The 18,980-nt window shown below is 55.3% G+C and carries 13 protein-coding genes and 1 pseudogene; 13 read left to right on the forward strand and 1 reads right to left on the reverse strand.

What is annotated here, in order from left to right; genetic code table 11:
- Positions 1-77 precede the first annotated feature (77 nt).
- From hrpB to SGR01S_RS24225, 7 genes and pseudogenes are all read left to right on the forward strand, one after another.
- The gene (gene hrpB / locus SGR01S_RS15820; protein ID WP_172479791.1) at positions 78-2,516 is read left to right on the forward strand and encodes an ATP-dependent helicase HrpB; all 2,439 of its coding nucleotides are present in this window, start codon (positions 78-80) and stop codon (positions 2,514-2,516) included.
- Positions 2,517-2,736: 220 nt separating this feature from the next.
- A complete protein-coding gene (mrcB, locus tag SGR01S_RS15825) occupies positions 2,737-5,232 on the forward strand; it encodes a bifunctional glycosyl transferase/transpeptidase (protein ID WP_061807934.1) in 2,496 nt (831 codons plus the stop codon).
- Positions 5,233-5,486: 254 nt separating this feature from the next.
- A complete protein-coding gene (fhuA, locus tag SGR01S_RS15830) occupies positions 5,487-7,688 on the forward strand; it encodes a ferrichrome porin FhuA (RefSeq protein WP_061807935.1) in 2,202 nt (733 codons plus the stop codon).
- 47 nt (positions 7,689-7,735) lie between these two features.
- Positions 7,736-8,533, forward strand: coding sequence for a Fe3+-hydroxamate ABC transporter ATP-binding protein FhuC (gene fhuC, locus SGR01S_RS15835; RefSeq protein WP_037416849.1), 798 nt, complete (start codon positions 7,736-7,738; stop codon positions 8,531-8,533).
- Positions 8,533-9,441, forward strand: a complete 909-nt coding sequence (gene fhuD, locus SGR01S_RS15840; RefSeq protein WP_061807936.1) for a Fe(3+)-hydroxamate ABC transporter substrate-binding protein FhuD — start codon at positions 8,533-8,535, stop codon at positions 9,439-9,441. The genes fhuC and fhuD overlap by 1 nt, the downstream gene beginning before the upstream one ends.
- The gene (gene fhuB, locus SGR01S_RS15845; protein ID WP_061807937.1) at positions 9,438-11,426 is read left to right on the forward strand and encodes a Fe(3+)-hydroxamate ABC transporter permease FhuB; all 1,989 of its coding nucleotides are present in this window, start codon (positions 9,438-9,440) and stop codon (positions 11,424-11,426) included. Before fhuD ends, fhuB begins: the two co-directional genes overlap by 4 nt.
- Before the next feature lie 22 nt (positions 11,427-11,448).
- Positions 11,449-11,664, forward strand: a pseudogene (locus tag SGR01S_RS24225) (NadS family protein).
- Positions 11,665-11,772: 108 nt separating this feature from the next.
- Here SGR01S_RS24225 and metK read toward each other — a convergent pair.
- Positions 11,773-12,927, reverse strand: a complete 1,155-nt coding sequence (metK, locus tag SGR01S_RS15850) for a methionine adenosyltransferase (RefSeq protein WP_061807938.1) — start codon at positions 12,925-12,927, stop codon at positions 11,773-11,775.
- 517 nt (positions 12,928-13,444) lie between these two features.
- Here metK and yqgG point away from each other — a divergent pair.
- From yqgG to msrA, 6 genes are all read left to right on the forward strand, one after another.
- A complete protein-coding gene (yqgG, locus tag SGR01S_RS24695) occupies positions 13,445-13,588 on the forward strand; it encodes a small protein YqgG (protein ID WP_464773948.1) in 144 nt (47 codons plus the stop codon).
- Between the two features lie 98 nt (positions 13,589-13,686).
- Complete coding sequence (locus SGR01S_RS24230) at positions 13,687-13,830, forward strand: virulence promoting factor (protein ID WP_115185180.1); 144 nt, start codon at positions 13,687-13,689, stop codon at positions 13,828-13,830.
- Positions 13,823-15,799, forward strand: a complete 1,977-nt coding sequence (gene speA, locus SGR01S_RS15855) for a biosynthetic arginine decarboxylase (RefSeq protein WP_037426581.1) — start codon at positions 13,823-13,825, stop codon at positions 15,797-15,799. The genes SGR01S_RS24230 and speA overlap by 8 nt, the downstream gene beginning before the upstream one ends.
- Positions 15,800-15,987: 188 nt before the next feature.
- Positions 15,988-16,485: a peptide-methionine (R)-S-oxide reductase MsrB gene (gene msrB, locus SGR01S_RS15860; protein WP_037426579.1), complete on the forward strand. Its 498-nt coding sequence runs from the start codon at positions 15,988-15,990 to the stop codon at positions 16,483-16,485.
- 13 nt (positions 16,486-16,498) lie between these two features.
- The gene (locus SGR01S_RS15865) at positions 16,499-18,238 is read left to right on the forward strand and encodes a cytochrome c biogenesis protein DipZ (protein ID WP_061807939.1); all 1,740 of its coding nucleotides are present in this window, start codon (positions 16,499-16,501) and stop codon (positions 18,236-18,238) included.
- A 16-nt stretch (positions 18,239-18,254) separates the two neighbouring features.
- Positions 18,255-18,977, forward strand: coding sequence for a peptide-methionine (S)-S-oxide reductase MsrA (gene msrA / locus SGR01S_RS15870; RefSeq protein WP_061807940.1), 723 nt, complete (start codon positions 18,255-18,257; stop codon positions 18,975-18,977).
- Positions 18,978-18,980: the final 3 nt, after the last annotated feature.

Consider the following 18,980-nt stretch of genomic DNA (forward strand, 5'->3'; position numbering starts at 1 on the left):
ATACCCGGCAAGTAATGAAACGCAGAGTCTAATGCTACAATGTGCGCCGCCCAATGTTAACCACTACGGAGAGTTCTGTGTCTTCACTGCCCGTCAGCGCGGTTCTTGATGAATTGCTCACTGCGCTGCAATCCGCCCCTCAGGTGTTATTGCATGCACCGACCGGTGCCGGTAAATCGACCTGGCTGCCGCTGCAGATCCTGGCCAAGGCTGGGCTACCGGGGCGAATTATCATGCTCGAACCGCGGCGGTTGGCGGCGAAAAACGTGGCATACCGATTGGCGCAGCAACTGGGGGAGGAGCCTGGTCAGACGGTGGGTTACCGCATGCGTGCCGAAAGCAAAAGTGGGCCGCATACCCGGCTGGAAGTGGTGACCGAAGGCATTCTTACCCGCATGTTGCAGCAGGACGCTGAGCTGCAGGGCGTTTCGTTAGTGATTCTCGATGAATTCCATGAGCGTAGCCTGCAGGCCGATCTGGCGTTAGCGCTACTCTTGGACGTACAGCAGGGTCTGCGCGACGATTTAAAGCTGCTGATCATGTCAGCAACGCTGGATAACGCTCGTCTGGCGCAGTTGTTGCCGCAGGCCCCAGTAGTGGTATCCGCTGGTCGAAGCTTCCCTGTTGAGCGTCAATATCAACCGTTAACCAGCCATCAACGGCTGGAGGACGGTGTGGCGAGCGCCGTTAAGCGCCTGTTGTCTGAGCAGACGGGATCCTTACTGCTGTTCTTGCCTGGTGTGGCTGAGATTAATCGGGTACTGGAGCGTCTGAGCGGCGACGTCGCGGCCGATATCGAATTATGCCCGCTGTACGGTGCCTTGCCGTTGGCGCAGCAGCAGAAAGCGATTCAGGCGGCACCGGCAGGGCGGCGAAAGGTGGTATTGGCAACCAACATCGCTGAAACCAGCCTGACCATCGAAGGTATTCGGTTGGTGGTAGACAGTGGCCTGGAGCGTGTGGCGCGTTATGACGTGCGGAACGGCCTTACGCGATTGGTGACACAACGCATTAGCCAGGCATCAATGATTCAGCGTGCTGGCCGTGCCGGTCGTCTGGAACCGGGCATTTGCTGGCATCTGTTTGCCAAAGAGCAGGCCGAGCGGGCGGCGGAACATGCTGAGCCGGAAATCTTGCAAAGTGATCTCGCCGCTTTCTGGCTGGAGTTGCTGCAATGGGGTTGTCATGAAGTAGGGCAATTGACCTGGCTTGACCGGCCACCTGAGCCAGCGCTGGCGGCAGCCAGAAGGTTGTTGCAGCATCTTGGCGCCACCGATGACGGCGATAAACTGACTGCACGCGGTCGCCAGATGGCTATTCTGGGTTGTGAACCGCGTTTGGCGGCGATGCTAACCCAAGGAGCAGAGCGGAGTGCTGATGGACTGGCAACGGCTGCAGCATTAGCTGCGTTGCTGGAAGAACCACCGCGCAGCGGACAAATGGACATTGGTTACTGGCTGAGCCGCCCGCAGCCGAACTGGCAACGACGCGCCACTCAGCTTGCCCGGCGTTTGCAGGTAAAGGCGGGACAGGTGGATGTGGATATGGCGCCGAGCCTCTTGGCGTTGGCGTTTACTGACCGCATTGCTCAACGGCGTGGTCAGGATGGTCGTTACCTGCTGGCTAACGGCATGGGCGCAGCGATGAATCAGGATGAAGCATTATCACGAGCCCCTTGGCTGATCGTACCCAGCCTGCTGCAAGGGCATAACAGCCCCGATGCACGTATTTTGCTGGCACTACCGGTAGACATTGAGGTTTTGGCGGCGCAACTGCCGGCGATCGTTTCCCAGCAAACCGCAGTGGAGTGGGACGAGGAAAAAGGCACGTTGCGTGCCTGGAAGCGTCAGCAGATTGGCCGTTTGACGCTGCGCGCACAACCATTGGCCAAACCGGCTGACGAAGAGTTACAACAGGCGTTGCTCAATTGGGTTCGTGCCCAAGGTGTCGCAGTGCTGAACTGGGATACTGCCGCTGAACAGTTGCGCCTGCGTTTGCAGTGCGCACAAAACTGGTTGCCAGAGGCCGCCTGGCCGCCGGTCGACGATGATGCGTTGCTGGCATCGTTGGAGCAATGGTTGTTGCCGTCGCTGAGTGGCGTACGTGACATGCGTGGGTTAAAACAGGTGAATATTGCTGAGGCGTTGGTGCGGTTGTTGAGCTGGCAGCAAAAGCAGCGGCTGGATAATGCGCTACCCACTCATTACACTGTGCCAACCGGCAGCCGGCTACCGATCCGTTATGACGCTGGCAAACCACCTGCGTTGGCAGTGCGTCTGCAAGAAGTGTTTGGTGAACAGCGCAGTCCGATGCTGGCAGAAGGTCGCATCCCGGTGGTGCTTGAGTTACTCTCACCGGCGCACAGGCCATTACAAATCACCGGCGATCTGGCGGCGTTTTGGCAGGGGGCCTACAAAGAAGTGCAAAAAGAGATGAAAGGGCGTTACCCGAAGCACGTGTGGCCGGACGACCCGGCGAATACCGCACCTACGCGGCGCACGAAAAAGTATCAGTAACCCCGTCATACTTGACGCCGCATCGGTGTTGGCTGTGTTCACTTATCCGAATCACTTACTCGCGTAAGCTCATCGGGATAAGTTCTCTTGCCGCCTCGATGCAACGCCAATTATTTAGGGGGAGAATTCAGATGTTTCTTCTGTTCAGCAGCCTAATGCCGCGACAGATTAAGCGACTCATAATGGCCGGCAGTGCCGCCAAGTCTGGAGAGTAACAGCAATGGCTGGGGATGACCGCGAGCCCATTGGGCGCAAAGGGAAACAACCAACACGCACCGCGTCGCGCAAACCGCCGCGCCGTCGTCGAGATGACGATTACGATGATTACGAGGAAGACGAGTACCAGGATGACGAAGATGATTATGAAGACGAGGAAGAACGCATGCCGCGTAAGGTAAAAGCGACTCCGCCGCGTAAAAAACGCCGCTGGCTCGGCCTGCTGATCAAACTGATTCTGGTGGTCGCTGTCCTGCTGGCGATCTACGGTGTCTATCTGGATTCACAGATCCGCAGCCGCATTGACGGCAAAGTCTGGCAGTTGCCGGCAGCGGTTTATGGCCGCATGGTCAACCTGGAACCGGGCATGCCGTACAGCAAAAAGGAAATGGTCGATTTGCTTGAAGGCATGCAATACCGCCAGGTAAGCCGCATGACACGTCCAGGTGAATTTACCGTGCAGGCCAACAGCATTGAAATGCTGCGCCGCCCATTTGACTTCCCAGACGGTAAAGAGGGCCAGATCCACGCTCGCCTGGATTTCCAAAATAACCGCCTGGCGAAAATCGAGAACATGGAAAACCAGCGTAGCTTCGGGTTCTTCCGCCTCGATCCGCGTCTGATCACCATGTTGCAGTCGCCGAACGGTGAACAGCGTCTGTTTGTCCCGCGCGCCGGTTTCCCGGACCTGCTGGTGGATACGTTGATCGCCACGGAAGACCGCCATTTCTATGAACATGACGGTATCAGCCCCTATTCCATTGGCCGTGCGGTGTTGGCTAACCTGACGGCCGGACGTGCGGTACAGGGCGGCAGTACGCTGACGCAGCAGTTGGTGAAAAACCTGTTCTTAACCAACGAGCGTTCGCTGTGGCGTAAAGCCAACGAAGCCTACATGGCGTTGTTGGTGGATTACCGTTACAGCAAGGACCGTATCCTTGAGCTTTATCTGAATGAGGTTTACCTCGGCCAAAGTGGCAATGATCAGATTCGTGGTTTCCCTCTGGCCAGCCTGTATTACTTTGGCCGTCCGGTGGACGAACTGAGTTTGGATCAACAGGCGCTGTTGGTGGGTATGGTTAAGGGGGCGTCGCTGTATAACCCTTGGCGCAACCCGAAACTGGCGCTGGAGCGCCGTAACCTGGTATTAAAACTGTTGCAGAACCAGGGTGTGATCGACGCAGAGCTGTATAACATGCTCAGCGCCAGGCCGCTGGGCGTGCAGCCAAAAGGCGGGGTGATCACGCCGCAGCCCGCGTTTATGCAGATGGTACGTCAGGAACTGCAAGCCAAGCTGGGCGATAAGGTTAATGATCTGTCCGGTGTGAAGATCTTCACCACGTTGGACCCGGTATCACAAGATGCAGCGGAAAAAGCCGTTGAGGACGGTATTCCGGCGCTGAAGGCTGCGCGTCACGTGCAGGATCTGGAAGCGGCGATGGTGATTGTCGATCGCTTCAGCGGTGAAGTTCGCGCCATGGTCGGTGGTGCTAATCCACAGTTTGCCGGATTTAACCGTGCTATGCAGGCGCGTCGTTTGGTCGGGTCGCTGGCCAAGCCACCAACCTACCTGACGGCGCTGTCTGAACCAGATAAGTACCGTCTCAACACCTGGTTGGCAGATCAGCCATTGACGTTGAAATTGTCGAACGGCACTGTCTGGCAGCCAAACAACTATGACCGCAAATTCCGTGGTCAGGTGATGTTGGTGGATGGTCTTGCCTTCTCACTCAACGTACCCACGGTGAACCTGGGTATGGCGGTTGGGCTGGATCAAATCAGTGCTACGCTGCAACGCTTGGGCATTCCAAAGGCAGAAATTAACCCAGTGCCTTCGATGCTGCTTGGGGCGATTGGCCTGACACCGATGGAAGTGGCGCAGGAATACCAAACTATCGCCGGTGGCGGTAACCGTGCTCCACTGTCTGCGGTGCGTTCGGTGATTGCTGAAGACGGTTCAGTGCTGTATCAGAGCTTCCCGCAGGCGGAGCGTGTCGTGCCGGCTCAGGCGGCTTACCTGACGTTGTACGCCATGCAACAAGGTGTCGCGCGTGGGACCTCTCGCTCACTGTCGGTCAAGTTCCCTAACTACAATCTGGCGGCGAAAACCGGTACCACCAACGATTTGCGTGACAGCTGGTTTGCCGGTATCGACGGTAAAGAAGTGGCTATCGCCTGGGTTGGGCGTGATAACAACGGTCCAGCTAAGCTGACCGGTGCCAATGGTGCGTTGACCCTGTATCGTCGCTATCTGGAAAACCAGACGCCGCTGCCGCTGATGTTGCAGCCGCCGGAAGGCATTAACCAGATGGGCATCGATGCCAGCGGTAACTTTGTCTGTAGCGGCGGTGGGCGTACCATTCCCGTATGGACTGATAATCCGCAGGGGTTGTGCCAGGCAAGTCAGGCCGCTCAGCAACAACAGCAACAGCAGCAGGCGGGTGAGCAAAAAGATGCTGACGGTGTGGCGGGCTGGATCAAGGACATGTTCGGTAAGTAAGCGCCCAATCATGTAAAACGCTTAGGCGAAAAGTTTTTCTTTGTTATTAAGCCCGTAACTTTCTGTTGCGGGCTTTTTTATTTCTCTGCGCAGTTTATTTCCATCAGGTTAATGTGGCTAAGCGGTTAATCACACACCAATTTACAGGCTGAATTCGACTTGCAGTTTAATTTGCCTTCTGCATAAAATGCGTCGCTTATAATAATTATTATCGTTTACATTCGTCATCAAATAATTCACCAGAGAAATCACTTATGCCGTCCAAGCGTCTTCCATTTCCCATGGCCAAGCAGGGCCGAATTCACGCCAGTGGGTTAGCGATCACTATCGCTGCTGCACTTGGCACGCTGGCGATGCCGGCATTTTCCGCTGACACCAAATCGACCGCCAAGGAAGACACGATTACCGTGGTAGGCAGCGGTCAGTCTCAGCAAGAAAGCGCCTGGGGGCCAGTCGGCACCTATGTGGCCAAGCGCAGCGCCACCGGTACTAAAACGGATACGCCGCTGATTAAAACGCCGCAGTCGGTCTCTGTCGTCACGCGTGAAGAGATGGATATGCGCCAATCGGAAACGGTGAAAAGTGCGTTGGCTTATACGCCAGGTGTGATGGTGGGCAACCGTGGTGCCTCTACCGCCTACGACGCTGTGAACATTCGTGGTTTTAGTTCAGTGGGTACCAATATGTACCTGGACGGCCTGAAACTGCAGGATGATAACTATTCCATTTACCAAATTGACCCTTACTTCCTGGAGCGCGCTGAAGTGCTGCGCGGTCCTTCCTCGGTACTTTATGGTAAGAGCAGTCCGGGTGGTGTCGTCGCTCTGGTCAGCAAACGCCCAACGACTGAAACCCTTCGTGAAGTTCAGTTCAAAATGGGTACCGACAATCTGTTCCAGACCGGCTTCGACTTTGGCGGTGCAGTAGATGATGACGGTGTTTACTCTTACCGCTTGACCGGCTTGGCGCGTGATGAAGATCAGCAGCAAGTGGGTGAAAAGAGCAAGCGCTATGCTATCGCGCCTTCTTTCAGTTGGCGGCCGGATGATCGTACCTCGTTGACTTTCCTCAGCAGTTTCCAGGATGACCCAAGCGTGGGCTTCTATGGCTGGTTGCCGAAAGAGGGCACGGTGCAAAATGGCATCAATGGTAAATTACCAACCAGTTTCAACGACGGTGAGCCGGGTTACAACAACATCTCGCGTAAGCAGCAGATGGTCGGGTACGCCTTTGAGCATGGGTTTGATGACGTATGGACGGTGCGCCAAAACCTGCGTTATTCCAAGATGGACGTTGATTACCGCTCCATCTATGGTCAGGGTATCAGCGCGACTAACCCTGCTGAATTGACACGTGGCGTGATGAACTCAAAAGAGCACATGTCCAGCTTTACTGTAGATACGCAGGCGCAGGCCAAGTTTGCGACGGGGCAAGTTGATCACATGTTGTTGATGGGCGTGGACTACATGCGCATGCGCAATGACGTCGTCTATCAGTACGGCACTGCTTCTCCTCTGAATGTTATAGCCCCACAGTATGGTAACCAAAGTTACACCATTACTGGTGGTGCAAGTCAGGTCAATCGTCAGGAGCAAACTGGGCTTTACGTACAGGATCAGGCTGAATGGAACCAGTGGGTGCTGACCATGGGGGGGCGCTATGATTGGAGTGATACGAACAGCACCAACCGTTTGAACCAGAATTCGGTATCAAAGCAGAAGGACAACGAATTCAGCGGCCGCGCTGGTCTGAATTATGTATTTGAAAACGGTGTGGCACCTTATATCAGTTACAGTGAATCCTTTGAGCCAACTTCAGGCACGGACTTCAGTGGTAACACCTTCGCCGCCTCCAAGGGCAAACAGTATGAAGCTGGTGTGAAGTTTGCGCCGAAAGATCGTCCTATTACTGCCAGCATGGCGATCTATCAGCTGACTAAAACCAACAACAAGGTGGCTGACCCTAATCCAGATCATCCATTCGCCAGCGTGCAAGGCGGTGAGATTCGCTCTCGTGGTGTCGAGCTGGAAGCCAAAGCTGCGTTGACAGCCAATGTTAACCTGCTGGGTTCTTATACCTATACGGATGCCGAATATTCCAAGGACACCACGCTTCAGGGCAACACCCCGGCCGCGATTCCAAAACACATGGCCTCACTGTGGGCGGATTACACCTTCCATGAAACCGCACTTAGCGGTTTGACGCTGGGATCGGGTGTTCGCTATGTCGGTTCCAGCTATGGGGATGAGGCCAATACCTTTAAAGTGAAGGACTACACGGTGGTTGATGCCGCGATAAAATACGATCTGGCGCGTTTCAATCTGCCTGGCTCCTCGATTGGCATCAACGTGAACAACCTGTTTGATAAAGAATACGTCTCTAGCTGCTTCGCGACTTATGGTTGCTATTGGGGCGCTGAACGCCAGGTGGTCGCCACCGCAACCTTCCGCTTCTAACCGGATAACCGGGGCGGCGTTATGTCGCCCCGGACAGAGTAGGACCTATGCAGGATAAACACCCCAATCACGATGCCACTTTTACGTTAGATAGCGCCAGCTTTGCCGTTCCCGGTCGTGTGCTATTGCAGCCATTATCGCTGACCTTTCCCGTGGGGAAAGTGTGTGGGCTGATCGGTCACAATGGTTCAGGCAAATCTACGCTGTTAAAAATCTTGGGTCGCCACCAGAACCCGTCCACCGGCAGCGCATTGCTCAACCAACAGCCATTGAGCCAATGGGACAGCAAAGCCTTTGCGCGTCAGGTTGCTTACTTACCCCAACAATTGCCTGCCGCAGAAGGCATGACGGTGCGTGAACTGGTGGCCATTGGCCGCTATCCGTGGCACGGCGCACTGGGGCGCTTTGGCGTTAACGATCGCCAACAGGTGGAAGAGGCGATTGCGCTGGTGGGCTTGAAACCCTTTGCCAATCGACTGGTAGATAGTCTGTCCGGCGGCGAACGCCAGCGAGCGTGGCTGGCGATGATGGTGGCGCAAGACAGTCGTTGTCTGTTACTGGATGAGCCGACCTCGGCGCTGGATATTGCGCATCAGGTTGAGGTGCTCGCGCTGATTCAACGATTAAGCCGCCAGCGTGGTCTGACGGTGATTGCGGTGTTGCACGATATCAATATGGCTGCACGCTATTGCGACCATCTGGTGGCGTTGCGCGGCGGTGAGATGATTGCACAAGGTACCCCATTAGATCTGATGCAGGGTGACGTGCTGGAACAAATTTACGGTATTCCTATGGGGACGCTGCCACATCCAAGCGGCGGTGCGCCGGTGAGTTTTGTCTACTGATGTCTGATTCCTCTGAGTTTCATCATGATGCCGTACGCCGTCGCCTGCTGACGGCGATGGCGCTGTCTCCATTGCTATTTTCCCTGCCGGGACATGCTACTGAAACGTCGCCCGATTTGACGCGCATTGTCGCGCTGGAATGGCTGCCTATTGAGCTGTTATTGGCACTCGGGATTACGCCACTGGCAGTAGCTGATATCCATAACTACAACCTGTGGGTGGAAGAGCCAAAGCTACCAGCATCGGTTATTGACGTGGGCCAGCGTACCGAACCCAACCTCGAATTGTTGCAGCAGCTTCACCCTTCCTTGATGCTGCTGTCGAAGGGCTATGGGCCAACGCCACAAAAGCTGGAGCCAATCGCACCGTCCATGAGCTTTAGCTTCAACGACGGCAGCGGCAAGCCGCTGACGGTCGCGAGGGAATCGCTACAGGCATTAGCACAGCGGCTGGGGATAGAGACGCGTGCGGTGCAACATTTGGCGCAGTTTGATCGTTTCATTCAGGACGCACGTCAGCGCCTGCATTCGTATACTCAGCAGCCACTACTGATGTTTTCACTGATGGACACTCGCCATGCCCTGGTTATTGGTCAGAAGAGTCTGTTCCAGGAAGTTATGGATCAGCTTGGGATAAAAAATGCCTGGGAAGGGGAAACCAACTTCTGGGGCACGGCAGTGGTGGGAATTGAACGTCTGGCGACGGTGAAAAGCGCACGGGCGATTTACCTCGATCACGGTAATCAGGCGATGATGGATAAAGTGAGTTCGACTCCGTTGTGGCAAGCATTACCCTTCGTTAGACAGAATCAATTACGTCAGGTACCGGCAGTGTGGTTCTACGGTGCGACGTTATCGGCGATGCGCTTTTGTCATTTGCTGGAACACGCGCAGGAGAGCTATTCATGAACGCACGTATCCGTGCATTGCCGGTGACGTTGGTTCTGGTGCTGCTGGCAAGCGCCAGCGGTTTAACGCTTTATAACTTGCTACAACAGCTGCCATGGGCACAGTGGGGACAGGCGCTGAATGCACCGGACATCGACGATGTGCACCAAATGTTGTTTCACTATAGCCTGTTACCGCGGCTGTCGGTGTCCTTGCTGGCCGGGGCCGGATTAGGGTTGGTCGGTGTACTGTTCCAACAGGTATTACGTAATCCGTTGGCAGAACCCGCGACGCTCGGCGTTTCCGCTGGGGCGCAGCTTGGGCTGACGGTTGCGACACTGTGGATGTTGCCGGGTGGTGAACTGACACGCCAGTTGGCGGCGATGGTGGGAGCTGTGGTGGTCGGCGGATTAGTGTTTGGCGTGGCGTGGGGCAAACGCATGTCGCCGGTGACGCTGATCCTCGCTGGGCTGGTGTTGGGGTTGTACTGCGGTGCGGTTAACAGCCTGCTGGCGCTGTTCAATTACGATCAACTGCAGGGCGTCTTTTTGTGGAGCACCGGTGCACTGAACCAGCAAGACTGGAGCACTGTGCAGTTTATCCTGCCGCGTTTGCTGGTGGCCGGGTTGTTGGCGGTCTTGTTACTGCGACCACTAACGCTGTTGGGATTGGACGACGGTGTGGCACGCAATCTGGGGCTGGGGTTGTCGATGGCGCGTTTTTGCGCGCTGGCTGTGGCGATCATCTTCAGCGCCATGTTGGTTAATGCCGCGGGCGTGATCGGTTTTATCGGTTTGTTTGCCCCTTTGATGGCAAAAATGCTGGGGGCACGTCGGTTGGCACATCGCATGATGTTGGCCCCTCTGCTGGGGGCGTTGTTGCTGTGGTTAACTGATCAGGTGATGATCTGGCTGACGCAGGTATGGCGTGAGGTTCCTACCGGGGCCGCGACCGCGCTGTTTGGTGCGCCGCTGTTGTTGTGGTTGCTACCGCGGTTGCGCAGCGCTTCTACGCCACCGCCAATGAATCTGGGTGATAAAGTGCCAGCAGAACGTGGTCATCTGTTGGCATGGGTCGCGCTGGCGGGCGCGGTGTTATTCGCCGGTCTGACTGTGGCATTGATGTTTGGGCAAAATGCTGCCGGTTGGCACTGGAGCCAGGGTGCTGAGCTGGAGTCACTGATGCCGTGGCGCTGGCCACGTGTCTTATCGGCACTGGCGGCGGGTATGATGCTGGCGGTTGCTGGGACATTAATCCAGAAGTTGACGGGTAACCCGATGGCCAGCCCGGAAGTGTTGGGTATCAGCTCGGGTGCTGCGTTCGGCGTAGTGATGATGTTGTTGGTTGTACCGGGGGATGCCTTTGTTTGGTTGCTGCCTGCTGGGAGCCTGGGAGCTGCCGGTACTTTACTGGTGATCATGATTGCCGCAGGGCGGGGTGGTTTCTCCACCGAACGCATGCTCTTGGCCGGTATTGCACTCAGCACGGCGTTTACCACCACCATTTTCCTGCTGTTGGCCAGCGGTGATCCCCGTACCGGTGGGCTGCTGACCTGGATTTCTGGTTCTACCTATTCGGTGACACCGGAGCAGGCAGTGCGAACGGCGATTATTGCGGCGATGCTGATTGTGTTGGCCCCCCTGTGCCGTCGTTGGCTCAGTATTCTGCCGCTTGGCAGCGCTACTGCCCGCTCCGTGGGGATCGCGTTGACGCCAGTGCGGTTGACCATTCTCCTGCTGGCCGCCACGCTGACCGCAATGGCGACGTTGACCGTAGGGCCACTGAGTTTTATTGGCCTGATGGCACCACACATGGCGCGTATGTTGGGCTTCCGTCGTGCGTTACCGCAAATGGTGATTTCCGCGTTGTTAGGGGGCTTGCTGATGGTGTTTGCCGATTGGTGTGGGCGGATGGTGATGTTCCCTTACCAAATCCCTGCGGGGCTGCTGGCGACCTTTATCGGTGCGCCGTATTTCGTTTATCTGTTGCGTAAACAAACGTCGTAACCGACGCTGTAACGCCCTGGTGATGACATACCCGAAAAGTATTAAAGACAGTCTGACCGACATGGAAAAATCAGAGCTGAAGAAAGGGGCTAACGTTCCGGCCAATGCCACTCGTTATGACATCGCAGATGTGAAGGCGATCAGGGCGTAGCTGAATATTTCTCAGAGCGAAATGGCAAAGGTGTTGGCGGTGATCCAGGTTAACCCCGCATGCTTCAGGGAACTTGCAGCACATTAGACCTCTGTGCGGATTTCTTACCTGCTGCATGCGATGCGTCCAGCGTCCCTCCACCAGAAACAAAAACGGCGAGCCTAGGCTCGCCGTTTTCACATAGAATGCGCGGGCTTATTTCAGGCCAGCAGCATCACGCAGCAGATCTGCTTTGTCAGTCGCTTCCCAAGGGAAGTGCTCACGACCGAAGTGGCCGTAGGCAGCAGTTTCGCGGTAGATTGGTTGCAGCAGATCCATCATCTGGATCAGGCCGTATGGACGCAGATCGAAGAACTCGCGTACCAGCAGGGTCAGCTGTTCGGTAGGGACTTTCTCGGTACCGAAGGTTTCCACCATAATTGAGGTTGGTTCTGCCACGCCAATCGCGTAGGACACCTGGATCTCACAACGGTCAGCCAGGCCGGCAGCAACGATGTTTTTTGCTACGTAACGTGCTGCGTATGCTGCTGAACGGTCAACCTTAGATGGATCCTTACCAGAGAACGCGCCGCCACCGTGACGCGCCATGCCGCCGTAGGTATCAACGATGATTTTACGTCCGGTCAGACCGCAGTCACCCATTGGCCCGCCGATAACGAAACGGCCGGTTGGGTTGATGTGGTATTTGGTGCTGGCGCTCAGCCATTCTGTAGGCAGAACTGGCTTGATGATCTCTTCCATTACCGCTTCTTGCAGATCTTTCAGAGAAATATCTTCGGAATGCTGGGTGGACAGCACTACTGCGTCGATGCCGACGATTTTGCCGTCGTCATACTGGAAGGTTACCTGGCTTTTTGCATCTGGACGCAACCATGGCAGTGTGCCGTTTTTACGCACTTCGGCCTGACGCTGTACCAGACGGTGCGCGTAGGTTACTGGTGCAGGCATCAGCACGTCGGTTTCATTGGTGGCATAGCCAAACATCAGACCCTGGTCGCCAGCACCTTGTTCCAGCGGATCGGTACGGTCAACGCCCTGATTGATATCTGGGGATTGCTTGCCGATAGCGCTCAGTACGGCACAAGAGTTGGCGTCAAAACCCATATCCGAGTGCACATAACCGATTTCGCGTACGGTTTTACGGGTGATTTCTTCGATATCGACCCAAGCGCTGGTGGTGATTTCACCGCCAACCAGTACCATGCCGGTTTTCACGTAAGTTTCGCAGGCGACGCGTGCTTTAGGGTCTTGTTCCAGGATGGCGTCGAGAACGGCATCGGAGATCTGGTCAGCGATTTTGTCAGGATGCCCTTCGGAGACGGATTCGGACGTGAATAGGTGTTTAGCCATTGTATTCTTTACCTTGCATAAGACGGGTTAGAAATTACTGCACAGCGCTGGAGATCCGGCATCAAAGCGAAGGGTCTTCCGCTGATGGCGCGAGATACATCCTGCAACGCCCCTCAGGCAAAGCCGTTAAGCAGTTTCTTCGTTAATCAGTATAGATGGATTAACATCTGGACGTCTATTTTAGGTCAGGCCTTGACCGGATTGCCAGTATTTTTTTGCCAATTCGCTCTTTTGCGCAAAGCTACTGACGCCATTTTCATCGCTTGAAACAGTTTTCGACAAATTTTCATTTTGCATTTTCCCCGTGTTATCGGTATAAACTGCGCGCGCGGCTCATTTGATGCACAGCGTGGGGCAAGAAGTTGTAAATTTCTGTGGCGCTCCCGTTAGTGGCCGGATGGTCAGTCGCAGACGTCGATTTGTGGCGTCGCCGCTTCATAGAACGGTCACGTTCTTACACTATTAATAGAGGCTCGGTCGTTCATTGTGGACGACGTGCGTGGAGGTGGTTGGATTAATGATCCGTTGTCTACCGGTTGTTGGTTCTCAACAGCAGTGCCGTTCTGGCGCACATTCTTCTGCTATTTCCCGTCTAGTCTCTACACCACCTTCCAGGTGTGATAAACACTTGGGCGCTACTCAGGATTCTCGGGCCGGTTAACGGTCGTCTGAAGAACTGAACAAGGGTAGCCTGCAGCCTTCCTGTGGGATGTTTCTTGACCCGATTCACGAGGTTTGAACAGGGTGTCTTACAATTATATGAGTAATAAACCGATCGCTGACCGCGAACGGCAGTTTTATTCGCTGCCGCAAGTGCGGTTTGTTGGGTTGTTCTCGCGGGTTGTAGCTGCGATAGTGGCTGACTGTATCGTCAGTACGGGATGTGAGGCGAGTAATGTCTGATGATCTGTTGATTCACCGTCCGTCAGCTACGGGCGAATCTATATCTTTGCGCTCCATGCAGGAGGTTGCTATGAATGACCGTGATGCCAGCAAGATGCTGCGCACTTATAACGTCGCCTACTGGGGCAACAATTATTATGACGTCAATGAACTGGGTCACATCAGTGTGTGCCCAGATCCTGACGTCCCACAGGCGCGTGTCGATCTGGCCGATTTGGTCAAACAACGCCAAAAAGACGGTCTGCGTCTGCCGGCGCTGTTCTGCTTCCCGCAGATCCTGCAGCACCGCCTGCGTTCGATCAATGCCGCTTTCAAACGTGCGCGTGAATCGTTCGGTTATGAAGGTGGCTATTTCCTGGTTTACCCGATTAAAGTGAACCAACACCGTCGCGTGATTGAATCTTTGGTTAATTCTGGCGAACCGCTGGGGCTGGAAGCTGGCTCTAAAGCTGAGCTGATGGCCGTGCTGGCACATGCCGGTATGACCCGTTCGGTGATCGTCTGTAATGGCTATAAAGACCGTGAATATATCCGTCTGGCATTGATCGGCGAAAAACTGGGGCACAAGGTGTACCTGGTGATCGAGAAAATGTCCGAAATCAACATGGTGCTGGAAGAAGCTGAACGTCTGAATGTGGTACCACGCTTGGGCGTGCGTGCGCGTCTGGCGTCGCAAGGCTCCGGTAAATGGCAGTCGAGCGGTGGCGAAAAGTCCAAGTTCGGGCTGGCAGCCGTTCAAGTGTTGAAACTGGTGGAAACCCTGCGTGAAGCGGGCCGCCTTGATAGCCTGCAATTGCTGCACTTCCATTTGGGATCGCAGCTGGCCAATATTCGTGACATCGCCACTGGCGTACGCGAATCGGCACGTTTCTACGTCGAACTGCACAAATTGGGCGTCAACATCCAGTGCTTTGACGTGGGCGGCGGTCTGGGCGTGGATTATGAAGGTACCCGTTCACAGTCTGATTGCTCTGTGAACTATGGCCTGAACGAATACGCCAACAACGTGATCTGGGGTATCGGCGACGCCTGTAATGAACATGGCTTGCCACATCCGACCGTGATCACCGAATCCGGCCGTGCGGTTACTGCACACCATACAGTGCTGGTATCCAACGTGATCGGCGTTGAGCGCAACGAATTCAGCGAACCCTTGCCACCGGCAGAGGACGCACCGCGCGCGCTGGAAAGCATGTGGGAAACCTGGCTGGAAATGAACGAGCCGGAGAACCGCCGCTCGCTGCGTGAATGGCTGCACGATAGCCAGATGGACCTGCATGATGTCCACACTCAGTATGCTCATGGCATGCTGGATCTGACCAAGCGTGCCTGGGCTGAGCAGTTGTACCTGAACATCTGCAACAAAATCCAGCAGCAATTGGATCCAAGCAACCGTGCACACCGTCCAATCATCGACGAACTGCAAGAGCGCATGGCAGACAAGTTCTACGTCAACTTCTCGCTGTTCCAATCAATGCCGGACGCCTGGGGTATAGACCAGCTGTTCCCGGTGTTGCCACTGGAAGGGCTGGATAAGCCACCAGAAGGCCGCGCAGTGCTGCTGGACATCACCTGTGACTCCGACGGTACTATCGATCACTACATCGACGGTGACGGCGTAGCGACCACCATGCCAATGCCGCCGTACGATCCGGAAAACCCGCCGGCGCTGGGCTTCTTTATGGTGGGAGCCTACCAGGAAATCCTGGGCAACATGCACAACCTGTTCGGTGATACTGCCTCGGTTGACGTGTTTGTCTTCCCTGATGGCACGGTAGAAACTGAATTGTCTGATGAAGGCGATACCGTTGCCGACATGCTGGAATATGTGCAGCTCGATCCTACCGCGCTGCTGGCTAAATTCCGCGATCAGGTAAAAGAAACCGATCTCGACAGCGAACTGCAAGCGCAGTTCCTGGAAGAATTCGAGGCCGGTTTGTACGGTTATACTTATTTAGAAGACGAGTAAGTAACGCTGAAAGGCCGGGTATCTCTTTGATGCCCGGCCTTTTTTATTGGTTTTCCTCCGCAGTTCCCCCGCGATATCCCTTCTCCCATACCAGTTATCACAAATTTGTTAACTCTCCGTGAGGATTCGGACAGGGTTTTCTTTGTAGGTTGTCATTATCGGTTTGATCAGTCTCCGGGGTGGCAGTGATGATGAACAGACGGCAGTTTATTCTGGTTGGCGGTGGCCTGTCCGCGGCGTTTTCGCTGGGTCTATTGCCGACATGGGCGGTGCGGGCTGCGGCCACCGCGCAATTTGAAGTCAACTACACTGATCAACAGTGGCATGAGCGGTTGTCCGCTGCGCAATACCATATTTTGCGAGAGGAGGGCACCGAAACCCCCTATAGCAGCCCGCTGAATGACGAACACCGTGATGGGGTGTTTTCCTGTGCGGGGTGCGATTTACCGCTGTTCTCTTCCCATGCCAAGTTTGACAGCCACACCGGCTGGCCGAGCTTTTATCAACCTCTTGATCATGCCGTTGCCCAGCGCCAGGACCGTTCATTTGGCATGGTGCGAGACGAGGTGCACTGCCGGCGCTGTGGCGGGCATCTGGGGCACGTGTTTGACGACGGTCCACAACCTACCGGATTGCGTTACTGCATGAACGGGTTGGCGCTGTTGTTCGCGCCGCAAAAAGCATAATGGGGAGAGCGATATGTTGATCCTGATCCTGGCTTATCTCGGCGGCATGCTGACTATAGCCAGTCCCTGCATTCTGCCAGTGCTGCCGTTCATTTTCTCGCGCGCCGATCGCCCTTTCTTGCGCTCCGGTTTGCCGATGCTGGTGGGAATGGCGCTGACCTTTGCGCTGTTTGCTACGCTGGCTGCCGTCGGTGGTGGTTGGGTCGTGGCGGCCAATCAATATGGTCGCTGGCTGGCATTGATCCTGATGGCGGTATTTGGCATCACCTTACTGTTTCCGGCGGTTGCCGAACGCGTGATGCACCCGTTGGTGTCGGCAGGCAATCGTCTGTCTGACAAGATTGCGGCAGACAAACAGCACCAGGTTGGCTCATCGCTGCTATTGGGCGTCGCCACTGGCCTGCTCTGGGCACCTTGCGCTGGGCCGATACTCGGCCTGGTACTGACCGGTGCCGCGTTGCAGGGCGCGAATGTCGGTTCAACATTGTTACTACTGGCCTATGCCGCTGGGGCGGCGACTTCATTGGCATTAGCATTGTTGATCGGCGGTAAGGTATTCAGCGCCATGAAACGCTCACTGGGGGCCGGTGAATGGATCCGACGGGGGCTGGGGGCGGCGATGCTACTGGGGGTTGTGGCGATTGCGCTCGGTCTTGATACCACGGTGCTGGCACGCATTTCGGCCGCGTCCACAGGCGGTATTGAACAACGGTTGGTACAGGTATTTACTCCCGCCGCAACGCCGGTGCGATCTTCTGTGCAAACGGCAGTCGACTCACAACCCATGTTGGATGACCTGGGCGAGATGCCGTCCCTGTCAGGGGCTGTACAGTGGCTGAATTCTCCGCCGCTGACGACGGAGTCCCTGCGTGGCAAGGTAGTCCTGGTCGATTTTTGGACTTACTCCTGCATCAACTGCCTACGCTCCCTTCCCTATGTGAAGGCTTGGGCGGAGAAATATCGTGATCAGGGATTAGTGGTGATTGGCGTACATGCGCCGGAATTTGCCTTCGAGAGAGATATTGGCAATGTCACCAAAGAGGCGAAAAAACTGGGGATCGACTACCCGATCGCCATCGATAACAACTACAGCATCTGGCGCGCGTTCAACAATCAATATTGGCCTGCACACTATTTTATCGATGCCACCGGGCATATTCGTTACCAACATTTTGGTGAAGGTGACTATGCACAATCTGAGCGGGTGATTCAGGAGCTGCTACGCCAAGCGGGGGCAAAAAATATCAGTACGGCTGTTAGCCAGGTTGCCGGCCAGGGCGTTGAACAGGCGGCGGGCAATCAGACTGATATCTCACCAGAAACTTACCTGGGTTACGCACGGGCGCAAAACTTTGCTTCCGGCGAGGTGACTCAGGACAAGAGCGCTAGCTATGCCGCGCCGGCAAGCTTATCGCTCAATGATTGGGGGCTGGTAGGAAACTGGACGGTGGGTGAAGAAAGCGTGACGTTGAATGCCCCTCAAGGACGCATCGTCTACCGCTTCCATGCTCGAGATTTGCATTTGGTGTTAGGCCCGAGTGCCGGGGGGAAACCGGTCGCGTTTAAAGTGACGCTGGATGGCAAAGTACCTGGTGAGATGCATGGTACGGATGTGACACCGGACGGACGCGGCGTGGTCACTGATCAGCGTCTCTATCAACTGATTCGGCAAACCGACGGCGCTGGAGAACACACCTTCAGTATTGAATTTGAACAGGCTGGGGCTGCGGCTTACGCCTTCACTTTCGGCTAATCCAGTGGTGAATATGATGAAACGTTCAAACAGGCTCGGCACGTGGTTAAGATCTTATGCCATTACTGGCGTGGTAGCGTTGGTCGGTGTAGGCCTCTGGCAAGGAAGCGCATGGTCATTCGGCGGGGCGGAAACCGCGGTGGTGATACCTGCACCTGCGGTTGATGAGCCAACTGGCACGTCGCACAGTGAGACCGCTATTTTTGCCGGCGGCTGTTTCTGGGGTGTGCAAGGCGTCTTTCAGCATGTGAAGGGCGTAACCAGCGCTGTCTCAGGTTATACCGGAGGCACCGCGCAAACTGCCGATTATCAGCAGGTCAGTGGCGGTGATACCGGTCATGCGGAATCAGTGAAAGTGACTTTTGACCCGACTCAAGTTTCCTACGGTGACTTGCTGCAGATTTTTTTCTCAGTGGCGCATAATCCCACAGAGCTTAATCGACAAGGACCGGATAGTGGCACGCAGTATCGCTCCGCGCTTTTCCCGCTGAATGATTCACAGCAGCAGGTGGCTAATGCCTACATTGCTCAGTTGCAGACCAGTCACAGTTACGACCAACCGCTGGTTACGCGTGTTGAGAGCAATGGGCATTTTTACCCGGCAGAGTCTTATCATCAGAACTTTTTAACGGAACACCCTGATTCCCTCTACATCATGATTAACGATCAGCCGAAAATAAAACAGCTGGAGCATTTATTCCCGACACGTTATAGCCAGCAACCCGTACTGGTGAAGTAGTAG

Source organism: Serratia grimesii NBRC 13537 (genome assembly GCF_001590905.1).
GTDB lineage: Bacteria > Pseudomonadota > Gammaproteobacteria > Enterobacterales > Enterobacteriaceae > Serratia > Serratia grimesii.

What these genes read in the sequence shown, in the direction of transcription:
- mrcB (WP_061807934.1), top strand. Translation starts at nt 2,737, where the DNA reads ATGGCTGGGGATGACCGCGAGCCCATTGGGCGCAAAGGGAAACAACCA.
- fhuA (WP_061807935.1), top strand. Translation starts at nt 5,487, where the DNA reads ATGCCGTCCAAGCGTCTTCCATTTCCCATGGCCAAGCAGGGCCGAATT.
- fhuC (WP_037416849.1), top strand. Translation starts at nt 7,736, where the DNA reads ATGCAGGATAAACACCCCAATCACGATGCCACTTTTACGTTAGATAGC.
- fhuD (WP_061807936.1), top strand. Translation starts at nt 8,533, where the DNA reads ATGTCTGATTCCTCTGAGTTTCATCATGATGCCGTACGCCGTCGCCTG.
- fhuB (WP_061807937.1), top strand. Translation starts at nt 9,438, where the DNA reads ATGAACGCACGTATCCGTGCATTGCCGGTGACGTTGGTTCTGGTGCTG.
- metK (WP_061807938.1), bottom strand. Translation starts at nt 12,927, where the DNA reads ATGGCTAAACACCTATTCACGTCCGAATCCGTCTCCGAAGGGCATCCT.
- yqgG (WP_464773948.1), top strand. Translation starts at nt 13,445, where the DNA reads ATGATCCGTTGTCTACCGGTTGTTGGTTCTCAACAGCAGTGCCGTTCT.
- SGR01S_RS24230 (WP_115185180.1), top strand. Translation starts at nt 13,687, where the DNA reads ATGAGTAATAAACCGATCGCTGACCGCGAACGGCAGTTTTATTCGCTG.
- speA (WP_037426581.1), top strand. Translation starts at nt 13,823, where the DNA reads ATGTCTGATGATCTGTTGATTCACCGTCCGTCAGCTACGGGCGAATCT.
- msrB (WP_037426579.1), top strand. Translation starts at nt 15,988, where the DNA reads ATGATGAACAGACGGCAGTTTATTCTGGTTGGCGGTGGCCTGTCCGCG.
- SGR01S_RS15865 (WP_061807939.1), top strand. Translation starts at nt 16,499, where the DNA reads ATGTTGATCCTGATCCTGGCTTATCTCGGCGGCATGCTGACTATAGCC.
- msrA (WP_061807940.1), top strand. Translation starts at nt 18,255, where the DNA reads ATGAAACGTTCAAACAGGCTCGGCACGTGGTTAAGATCTTATGCCATT.